We start from the raw sequence: 9820 nt of genomic DNA on the forward strand, positions 1-9820 counted from the left end.
TTAAATGCAATCAGAGAGCAAATAACAGAGATAAGAGAATTATCTTCTGCTGTGACTTTAGATAAAGTTCTAATTCATATTGAACGCGCTGAATTTTTCTATAAAGAGGGAAGATTAAATGGCGATGAAAACTATTTTACAGATGTAATCTACAGAACTAATCAAGCTTTTGAGGGAAGTTTAAGGCAATCATATATGATTTTAGCCGAAAAATCTGAAAGTCAAGCTAACAATAAGCGAACTGTTGATATTGAGGATTTCTTTGAGACAAATTCAATATTTAATGAACGTGTTCTTCACTTTTTTAAAAATTACAGACAAGAATGGAGGAATAAGTCAACTCACGATTTTAAACTATTCTTTGACCAAAGTGAGGCATTTTTAGCTATTGTAAACGTTTCAGCTTACATATATGTTTTATTAAATCAAATCATTGAAAAACTTGCTTTTGATAACGAGAAAGAAAGACTTAAAAATGAAAAGGAAAAGCAGAAGTTAATTCAAGCAATTATTAAAAAACCTGATTTAGATTTACACGAAAAAATAGTTGAATTAATAAAAGAGTTTTCTACAGAAAATAAACTTTTAAATTCTAACACTAAAGAACTTGAATTGATTGGAATGTTTAGTGCTTTTATAAAAACTGCATCGAAAGAAATTGAAGTAAAAACTGACGTTAAACATTCTGACAAAAACAGAAGTTACAGATTGGATATGTTGGTCGAATTAGGGAAAGAAAAACTAATAATTGAATTCAAACGACCTTCAATTAGACAAACTCATTCTCACGAAGACCAACTATTAGATTATCTAACTGCAACCAAAATTGAACAAGGTATTTTATGGTATCCAAAAAATGTTCCGAGCTCAAATTTTTTAGAAATTGATACTATGGCGCATTTAGGAAAAGAAATTTATTATACGACAACGATAAAATAACTAAGCACAACAATGTGTATAATTCATTGCTAGTTATAGCCTACTTACGAAAGTCCTCGCGGACTTTCTATCTGTGATTTATTTGCTAACTTTAGTGCTTAAACACGCAACGAAATCATACACTAGACCGTTGCCATTAATTAGATGAACAGAAATCAAATCAAGAAAGAGTTTCAAGAAAACTTCCGAGAATTAAGAAAAATCTTGAATGCGTGGGAATTAATTCCTGGTTCGCCATCTGATGAATTTGCCTCTATAAACCATCAAGTTTTAAGTCATTTATACAAAGGAGCGGATTTTGAGAAAGTTTCTCGCGTTTTGGATAGTGAATTGACTGTGAATTATGGTTTATCAACTGATTTGAAAGATGCAGAAAAAATTGCAACGGAAATTATGGAATGGTGGAATTTTAAAGTGTCGAATAGAATTATATGAATTCAGATGTTATAGAAATAAAAGCTAAACTCACTCTTTATTCGACTGAAAACGGAGGAAGAAAAACTGGAATTAAAACTAACTATCGACCAAATCACGTTTTTGAGTATAAAGAAAACTCATCCGATTTTGTAACGACTTATATCGGACAAATTGAATTTGAAAAAGAATGGATTCTACCAAACGAAACGGAAAATGTAAAAGTTCGATTTTTAAAACATCAAAATATAAGTGAATTAGTTGAAAAAGGACGAGTTTGGTGGATTCACGAAGGACCTAATAAAATTGGACAAGCAGAAATTCTAGAAATAATATCGAAATAAAAACTAATGGCAACACGGTGTATAAAACATAGCTAATAAGTGCTTTATCGAAAGGTATATGTATATTTAGAAAGTCCGCCAAATTTTTAATTTGGCTTTTAAAAAGAGAAAATTAAAAACAAAATATAAAAATTCGGCTCTGTGTTTATCCGAAAAGCTAGTGTCTTTTTGCACGCTACGTTCCATACACTAGACCGTTGTGCAACATTGAAAAAACTGATTACTTATTTATGAATAATGTTGAAAAAGGAAATCAATTTGAGAAAAAATCTCTGGAAATAATTGAAAACTTAAAAGAAGAAGGCTTATTCGGTGTTAAAGATTTTATTCAAATTACTCCTAAAGCTAAACGTTATTCTGAGTTAAGAAAAGCAGAAATTGAATTTGATTTAATAATTGAGTTCAAACCACCAAATGCAGACAGACCTATGATGACTTATTTCATAGAATGTAAAAATTATGGTAAAAGAGTACCTGTCGAACAAGTTCAAAAATTCCATAGTGACATTTTACAAGTTTCAGGAGTTAATGCTAAAGGAATAATAATTAGTAAAGGTGCTTTTCAAAAATCTGCCTACAATTTTGCTGAGTCAACAGGAATGATGATTATAGAGGGAGACTGTAAATAACTACAATATTGTTCACTATAAACGTTCATATGAAAATGAATCAAAAATTCCTTTTATTGAAAAATCTTTAGTTCATAACTTAATAGATGAAGGATTAAAATCAATTGAAAATCTCATTGATAAAGAATTACTCAATATATTCACAAAATCAGAAAATAATCTAACTTATGGAATAGATAAACTCTCAAAAAAAGATATTAGTGAGATAGCAAAAGAAGAACTAAACAAGATAAGTAAAGGTATTCTTCGAAAAGCTTATGGATTAAACATAAAAGAATTTAGTGAATACTTGGATAAAGAATATGGAATAGAAATTTTACATTTTAACCCCAAAGAACACCAATTTTTAGGGACTTGCAACATTGAAACAAAAACAATTGGTATTAGCAAAAGTATAGTTGATACGCCAAGAGAAATGTTTGTCTTAGGACACGAATTCGGGCATTTTTTACTTCATCAAAAAGTCGTGATAAATCAAAATCTATTAGATTCATTTAATGATTCTAAGTTTGACTTTTCTACAGGTAAACATAATCTTGAAAATCCGAGACAATGGATTGAATGGCAAGCTAATTATTTTTCCGCTTCATTATTGTTACCCGAAAGTTCATTGACCGCTAAATTATGGCAATCAATGATAAGAAGAGGTTTAACTCAAGGAGATTATATTTTAAACGACTCTATTGATTCTCACAGAAAATTTCAAAGTATTGTATCGTATTTATCGCTACATTTTAGTGTTTCTAAGACAAGCATAATATATAGACTAAAGGAATACAAACTTTTAAGAGAAGAATCGAGAACTAAATCCATAAAACAAATAATTAAGGAATTTAACTTTAAAGAATTTGCATAAAAACGTTGCACAACACAGTGTATAAAACATAGCTAATAAGTGTTTAACCAAAAGGGTTGTATATATTTAGAAAGTCCGCCAAATTTTTAATTTGGTTTTTTAAACGAGAAAAAATTAAAAACAAAATATAAAAATTTGGCTCTATGTTAACCCGAAAAGTTAGTGTCCTTTTGCACGCTACGTTTCATACACAAGTCCGTTGCCAGTAATGCAAAAACACCTTGTTAAAATTCACCAGATGAACAATAAACTGAACATTTTTTGTAACATTAAATAGAAACTCTACACTAATTGTTTAATGATTAAAGACATATTATTTCAAATTAAATACACTTTTTCTCAACTAAAATTCAATAGAAAAAAAGAGAGAAATCAAAGGTTAAAAGAATCTTTTGGAGAATTAAAAAATGATTCCTTTGATTTTGACAGCATTGAAAAATACTTCAGAAAAAAAAACAATTCAAAAGCACATCAAGTATTATCAGACAAAACCTGTAACGACTTGGATTTTGATGACTTATTTATGTTTCTTGACCGAACTAATTCAAAAGTTGGTCAACAATACTTTTACAATAATCTTCGGACAATAAAAGTAAATGAAAAGCAAACCAAGCTGAACGAAGAAATAATAACTGAATTATCGAAAAATCCAGAATTAAGAATTTCGGTTCAAAAAAAGTTTGAAAAACTAAAACATAAAGATGCTTACTACATAACTACATTATTTCAAGAAGCGCATCTTAATCCACCAAAATGGTTTTTTGTTATAAAATTATTGTCGTTTACAAGTTTAGTATCATTGATTTTCGCCTTTTTCAATCCTATATTTTTCATAGTTTTATTAGGTGTCTTCTGTGTGAATTTTGTGTTACATTATTGGAATAAAAATAATTTAGTTCAGTATGTAAGTTCAATTCCACAACTTTTAAGGCTTAATAATGTCGCTTCTCATTTATTTACAAAACCATTATTTAAAAAAATAAATCCTGACTTACCAAAGTCCATCAAATTAATAAATGAAGTTAAAAATAGAATGTCATTTTTTTCACTTGAAGCCAAACTTCAAGGAGAATTTGAAATCATAGCTTGGTTTGTATTTGAGATTTTTAAAACAATGTTTTTGCTTGAGCCTTTATTATTATTTGGAGTTTTAAAAAGGTTAAATAACAAAAGAAAAGAAATGGAAAACGTTTTTAAATTTGTTGGGCATATTGATATGCTAATTTCAATAGCGTCTTTAAGAAACGGAGTTAAAACATTCTGTTTGCCAATTATTAATGATGGAGATAAAATCATTGTTAAAGATATCAGTCATCCTTTAATTTTTAATTGCACAACTAACAGTATTGAAATAGCTGAAAAATCCATACTTCTTACAGGTTCAAATATGTCTGGAAAAACCTCTTTTATTCGTTCAATTGGACTGAATATAATAACTGGATTTACAATTAATACTTGTTTTGCAAAATCAATGAGTTTTCCTTTATTAAAAGTGTTTTCAGCTATCCGAATAAGTGATGATTTGATGAACGATAAAAGTTATTATTTTGAAGAAGTATTAACCATTAAGGAAATGCTTAAAGAGAGTGAAAATGGAAATAAAAATCTCTTTCTTTTAGATGAAATATTTAAAGGTACAAATACCGTAGAGCGCATTTCTGCTGGAAAATCTGTATTATCTGCTTTAACAAAGAATAATAATAAAATATTGGTTTCAACTCACGACATAGAGTTGACAGATATGCTTTCGGACGAATATGAGCTGTATCATTTTAGTGAAACGGTAAATGACAAAACCGTTGGATTTGATTACAAACTAAAAGGTGGAAAATTAAAAAACAGAAATGCAATTAGAATACTTGAAATTAATGATTATCCCAAAGAGGTTGTGAAAGAAGCAATCGGAATAGCCAAAGAATTAGATAAAACATATTTAGCAAAAAACACTACTGGCAACAACGTGTATAATTAATTGCTTTGGTCGTTGCTTATTTGGAAAATTCCGAAGGAATTTTCTCGCGGTCGTTTTTGTTTACTAAATTAGTTGCTGAAACACGCAATTAACCATACACAAGCACGTTGTGCCTAATTTATGAAAATCGTACTAAAGAGAATATTATTTATAATTATTGGAATTTCGATACTCGGAATTTTGATGTATAATATTTCGCTTCGGAATCAGAAAACAAACTTTGAAAAATACGCAACGGACTTTAATCCTGAAAGAACTAAAATCGGACTAAAACAAATCTCTAAGAATTGGAAATCGGAAAATCAGACTTGGGACAATTGGAATGAATTAAGTGACGAAAATTATGATGACGGAAAAATCTCGAAATTCGGAAAAATATTCAGTTTAAAAGACATAAATACAGGAATGATTTACGAAAATGATTCTTCCGATTTGAATACCAATTTTCAAAGCAAAATAATTTGGCTCAACTCAAACATCTTGTTTTGGAGAAACGGAATTGAATCTGAAATGGACTTTTATGAAAGAAAAATTGATTCTAACACAGTAGAAAACTTATCAATCCGATATTACTTCAAAGACCATAATGGAAATAAAAATTACTTTGAAGCTAATCATTCAGTATATAAATTGGACGAGTTTTCTTGCGGAACACCAGTGATAATGGAAAGAGAAGAACAGCGAATTTCTGGAAAACCATATTTTGGAAACATTACAAAGAAACAAGCCGATAGTATTTTAACAAAATGGAATAAAAAAACTAGGCACAACATCGTGTATAATTAATTGCTTGGTTTTAAATAATTTACGAAAGTCCTCGTGGACTTTCTATCTGTATTTTATTTACTAACTTTAGTACTTAAAACACGCAACTAATCATACACAAACCCGTTATGTGCAAGGCTAAAAAAAATCCGAACTAATAAAAATATGAGTTTTTTAAAATCAATATTTAGTACAAAAGAGGAACCTATAAACTCGTACTCTGATTTTTGGAATTGGTTTGAACAGAATGAAAAAAAATTCCATAAGGTTCTAAAAGACCAAGGAAATATCAACAAAGTATTTTTCGACAGACTTGCACCAAAACTGAACGAATTAAAAGATGGATTTTGGTTTCTAGCTGGAATGTATGATGATAATACTGCAGAATTGATTTTAACAGCTGATGGAGTAATTAAAAATATCGTGTTTGTTGAGGAATTGGTAAAGTCAGCACCGAAAATGAATAATTGGAAAATTACAGCACTCAAACAACCGTCTGACTTAAATCAATACGGAATTGAAATGGACGGCTTTAAATTTGACGAAAGCAAAATGGAGTTTTATTCAACTGACTATAAACAAATGCCAGACGAGATTGACATTACAATTACTCATAAAGATTTTAATGAGGAAAACAGAGCCGTAATGACAAATGGAATTTACCTCGCTTTGGACAATTCTCTTGGCGAGTTAAATTCAGTTACCACGATTGACAATGTAAATATAATTAACCCAAAAGATGCGACATCCGAATTAATCTCATTAAAAAAACTAAAGGACTTTTTGAATTGGAGAGAAAAAGAGTTCGTGGAAAAATACAAAGGTTTTAGGCACAATACAGAAAATGACAACTATTCTGGACTGGAAGCGACTATGAAAAATGGACTTCCCTTACTCGCAGTTATGAATATGGATTTATTGAATTGGGATAGTAAAGCTTCTCATCCTTGGATTGCGGTAATGGAAATAAAATATGATGGAAAAGATAACAATGGAATGCCTAATGAATCTAAATACCAACTTCTAAATGAGATTGAGGAAAAAATAATAGAGGAATTAAAAGATTCCGATGGGTATTTAAATATTGGAAGACAAACAGCAGATTCAATTCGAGAAGTATATTTTGCCTGTATCGAATTTAGAAAACCATCAAAAGTATTACACGAAATAAAAAAAGAATACAAAAATAAAATCGAGCTAGACTTTGATATCTATAAGGACAAATATTGGCAATCATTTAACCGATTTAATTCGAATTGAAAAGCCCAGCACATAACACGGTATAAAAAACATAGGGCGTTTGTGCTTAACCAAAGGTCTGTAAATATTTACAAAGTCCGCTAAATATAAAATTTGGCGTTTATAGTAGAAAAGATAAAAGCAAAATATTTATATTTAGCTAAGTAATAAACCGAAACGAAAGTGCTTATCACCTGCCCTACGTTTCTTATACTGAACGTTAGGTATAATTAAAAAATGACGAAAGAGAAATCAAATATTGAAATAAAAGAACCTAAATCTGATCTAAGAAAAAGAGCTGACGAAATAAGGGATTTGCGGTGTGAAAATTTGATAGCGGTACTTGAGGAACCAACCGACATAAAAAATATTGGAACAGTTGTTAGAAATATAAATGCACTTGGAGTTGAAAAACTTTACATTATTGATAGTAAGAAAAGGTTACCAACAGATTGGGAAGAAATGCGAGAACGAAAATCATTATTGAAACCATCAGTTTCTGCTATAAAATGGAGCTTTGTAAAGACTTTTGAAAGCACGGAAGAATGTTTTAAACATTTAGAGAACAAAAGGTTTATATCAATAGTAACTTCTCCTCATATCAAAGGACAAAACAATACTTTCTTACATAATGGCAATTATACTCAAAAAAGATTAGCCGTTTGGTTCGGAAATGAATCTCGCGGAATTAGTAATTTTGCTGTGAAAAACTCTAATGCTTGCGTTCAAATAGAAATGGCTGGAATTATTGAAAGCTTAAATTTAGCAACCAGTACTGGAATAGTATTATATGAAATCACTAAACAACGAAGACAGTACCAACGTGAAAATAAAAGAGGTCGGAAAGTTGATCCTAAAGTAATTACGGAATGAAAACTATACCTAACACCATATATGTGATCATAGCAGCTAAGTGATCAATCGATTAGTTGTCGTATTTTTGGTAAGGCGCAATGCTTGCAGAATGGAAAAGTTAGCAACCAATGCGCACAAAATTCGAAAAACAAGGTAACGTTTTGCCCTGCTACGACACATATATTAAACGTTGTGCGTCATTTAAAGACACAAAAAGTAATTTGAATTGAAAATATGAATAACGAAGGAAAGTATTACAAAGAAGAGATTAGTGAATTACAGGAAGGTTTGACGCCATTTCCGGAAGATGTGTTTTTATCTAATCAATCGTGGCTGAAAAATTATTTACTTCCATTAATCTCTATTGATTTAGGATTGTTACATAAGAATTTAAGAGGTACAGTTTTGCATATTCTTAACCCAACTGAACCTTATGAAGGACTAATAGGTGAAGAAACTACTGATTTTCATAATGAGTTTTGTGGTGAAAACTGGATTGCATTGGAACTTACAAAGGATAATAAATATCAGTTTTTAGGTAGTGAAAACTATTTTTTGTCAGCGCCAATTCATAAAGATAAAACTGATGAAGAATTTGTTCAGCACGTAAAAGAAATACACCAAAATTATAAGAATACTAAAAATGAATATAAATCAAAAGGACGACTATTACCTTGGCAAGAAGACAATCCTCAGGATTTTCTTGATAGATTAGGTGGTGAAACGTGGTATGGAAATTGGACTAACACTGCTTCCATTCCATCTGCATTTGAAATGACTGTAGCTGAAGTATCTGAAAAACAATTACCCAATGATGGAATTTCCATCTCATATAGAGGGAAAGAATTTATGTATATAGCTGAAGTTTCAGGTTATAGTTATTGCGGTGAAGGAGCTGATTCCATTTTGATGTTTTATGAACCAGAAAATCGAATTGTTTTATTTACTTATGACTGGACCTAAAAATAAAAACGAACGCACAACAATGGCTATAAATAATTGCTTGTTCTCGCCTACTTTGGAAATTCTTGTGGAATTTCCAACTTGGTGTTTACTTGCAAAGTTAAGTGCTAAACTACGCAACTACTCATAGCCGAGACCGTTATCAGCAATAAAGCATTTTAAATGAGATATTTAGCCATTGATAGAATTATGTCAAAGGACAACTTGATTGAAAGTAGTGCTCGAATATCTAAAGTTCTGAAAAAGATAATTTCTGACAGGAACGAACTTTCTGCAGAAGAATCTCAAAAGATAGATGAATTAGAAAAAGATATAATAAAAGAGAGTGTTTTTAGACTAGTTTCTGTTAGAACTCCAATTGAGGAATTTACTCCTGTAAAATTCGATATGATATTTGATTATGAGAATCTGAATGATACGGAAACTGTTAATTTGACTGTTTCTCATATTTTGCTGAGGAACTATTATTTAATGCAATTCCCTCTAGGTCACCATTGCGAAATTATCGTTAGTTTCGAATCCGGAAAACCTAAACTTTTCGAAAAATTAATGACTGATGATTATGACTCTATAAAAATTGGATTTTGTAATCAATCCGATTGGAAAAATATAAAAAACCAGCTAATGGAATCTAAAGTGGAATTTGAAAAATGGAAAATAAAACAAAATATTAAAAAAAGCTGATAACAACATATATGTGATCATAGCAACTAAGTGATCGATCGAAAGGTTGTTGTATTTTTGGTAAGGCGCAATGTTTGCAAAAAGTAAAAGTTAGCAACCAATGCGCAGAAAAATCGAAAAGCAGGGTAACATTTTGCTCTGCTACGACACATATATTAAA

Annotated in this window: 11 protein-coding genes; all 11 read left to right on the forward strand. The window is 30.1% G+C overall.

All coding sequences use genetic code 11. The annotated features are described in order from the left end of the window. A partial coding sequence (locus N456_RS23130; protein ID WP_158447960.1) for a GxxExxY protein occupies positions 1 to 939 on the forward strand: 939 nt, incomplete at its 5' end. Positions 940 to 1083: 144 nt separating this feature from the next. After that, a complete protein-coding gene (locus N456_RS23135; protein ID WP_062062863.1) occupies positions 1084 to 1374 on the forward strand; it encodes a hypothetical protein in 291 nt (96 codons plus the stop codon). Continuing rightward, on the forward strand, positions 1371 to 1697 hold the full coding sequence (locus N456_RS23140) for a hypothetical protein (RefSeq protein WP_062062866.1): 327 nt from the start codon (positions 1371 to 1373) through the stop codon (positions 1695 to 1697). The genes N456_RS23135 and N456_RS23140 overlap by 4 nt, the downstream gene beginning before the upstream one ends. A 230-nt stretch (positions 1698 to 1927) precedes the next feature. Next, the gene (locus tag N456_RS23145) at positions 1928 to 2326 is read left to right on the forward strand and encodes a restriction endonuclease (RefSeq protein ID WP_062062833.1); all 399 of its coding nucleotides are present in this window, start codon (positions 1928 to 1930) and stop codon (positions 2324 to 2326) included. Positions 2327 to 2615: 289 nt separating this feature from the next. Further along, on the forward strand, positions 2616 to 3182 hold the full coding sequence (locus tag N456_RS23150; RefSeq protein WP_062062869.1) for an ImmA/IrrE family metallo-endopeptidase: 567 nt from the start codon (positions 2616 to 2618) through the stop codon (positions 3180 to 3182). Between the two features lie 298 nt (positions 3183 to 3480). After that, positions 3481 to 5154, forward strand: a complete 1674-nt coding sequence (locus N456_RS23155) for a MutS-related protein (protein ID WP_062062871.1) — start codon at positions 3481 to 3483, stop codon at positions 5152 to 5154. A 183-nt stretch (positions 5155 to 5337) separates the two neighbouring features. Continuing rightward, on the forward strand, positions 5338 to 5940 hold the full coding sequence (locus tag N456_RS23160) for a hypothetical protein (protein WP_148639432.1): 603 nt from the start codon (positions 5338 to 5340) through the stop codon (positions 5938 to 5940). A gap of 144 nt (positions 5941 to 6084) precedes the next feature. After that, on the forward strand, positions 6085 to 7179 hold the full coding sequence (locus tag N456_RS23165) for a DUF695 domain-containing protein (protein WP_062062843.1): 1095 nt from the start codon (positions 6085 to 6087) through the stop codon (positions 7177 to 7179). Between the two features lie 216 nt (positions 7180 to 7395). Further along, entirely contained in the window at positions 7396 to 8031 is a 636-nt protein-coding gene (locus tag N456_RS23170) for a TrmH family RNA methyltransferase (protein WP_062062876.1), read from the forward strand. 216 nt (positions 8032 to 8247) lie between these two features. After that, on the forward strand, positions 8248 to 8976 hold the full coding sequence (locus tag N456_RS23175) for a hypothetical protein (RefSeq protein ID WP_062062879.1): 729 nt from the start codon (positions 8248 to 8250) through the stop codon (positions 8974 to 8976). A gap of 162 nt (positions 8977 to 9138) precedes the next feature. Next, positions 9139 to 9660: a hypothetical protein gene (locus tag N456_RS23180; protein WP_062062881.1), complete on the forward strand. Its 522-nt coding sequence runs from the start codon at positions 9139 to 9141 to the stop codon at positions 9658 to 9660. Positions 9661 to 9820 lie beyond the last annotated feature (160 nt).

Source organism: Aquimarina longa SW024, assembly GCF_001401755.1.
GTDB lineage: Bacteria > Bacteroidota > Bacteroidia > Flavobacteriales > Flavobacteriaceae > Aquimarina > Aquimarina longa.

Coding starts and splice junctions, on each gene's coding strand:
- N456_RS23140 (WP_062062866.1), top strand. CDS start 1,371: ATGAATTCAGATGTTATAGAAATAAAAGCTAAACTCACTCTTTATTCG.
- N456_RS23155 (WP_062062871.1), top strand. CDS start 3,481: ATGATTAAAGACATATTATTTCAAATTAAATACACTTTTTCTCAACTA.
- N456_RS23170 (WP_062062876.1), top strand. CDS start 7,396: ATGACGAAAGAGAAATCAAATATTGAAATAAAAGAACCTAAATCTGAT.
- N456_RS23180 (WP_062062881.1), top strand. CDS start 9,139: ATGAGATATTTAGCCATTGATAGAATTATGTCAAAGGACAACTTGATT.
- N456_RS23135 (WP_062062863.1), top strand. CDS start 1,084: ATGAACAGAAATCAAATCAAGAAAGAGTTTCAAGAAAACTTCCGAGAA.
- N456_RS23175 (WP_062062879.1), top strand. CDS start 8,248: ATGAATAACGAAGGAAAGTATTACAAAGAAGAGATTAGTGAATTACAG.
- N456_RS23160 (WP_148639432.1), top strand. CDS start 5,338: ATGTATAATATTTCGCTTCGGAATCAGAAAACAAACTTTGAAAAATAC.
- N456_RS23165 (WP_062062843.1), top strand. CDS start 6,085: ATGAGTTTTTTAAAATCAATATTTAGTACAAAAGAGGAACCTATAAAC.
- N456_RS23145 (WP_062062833.1), top strand. CDS start 1,928: ATGAATAATGTTGAAAAAGGAAATCAATTTGAGAAAAAATCTCTGGAA.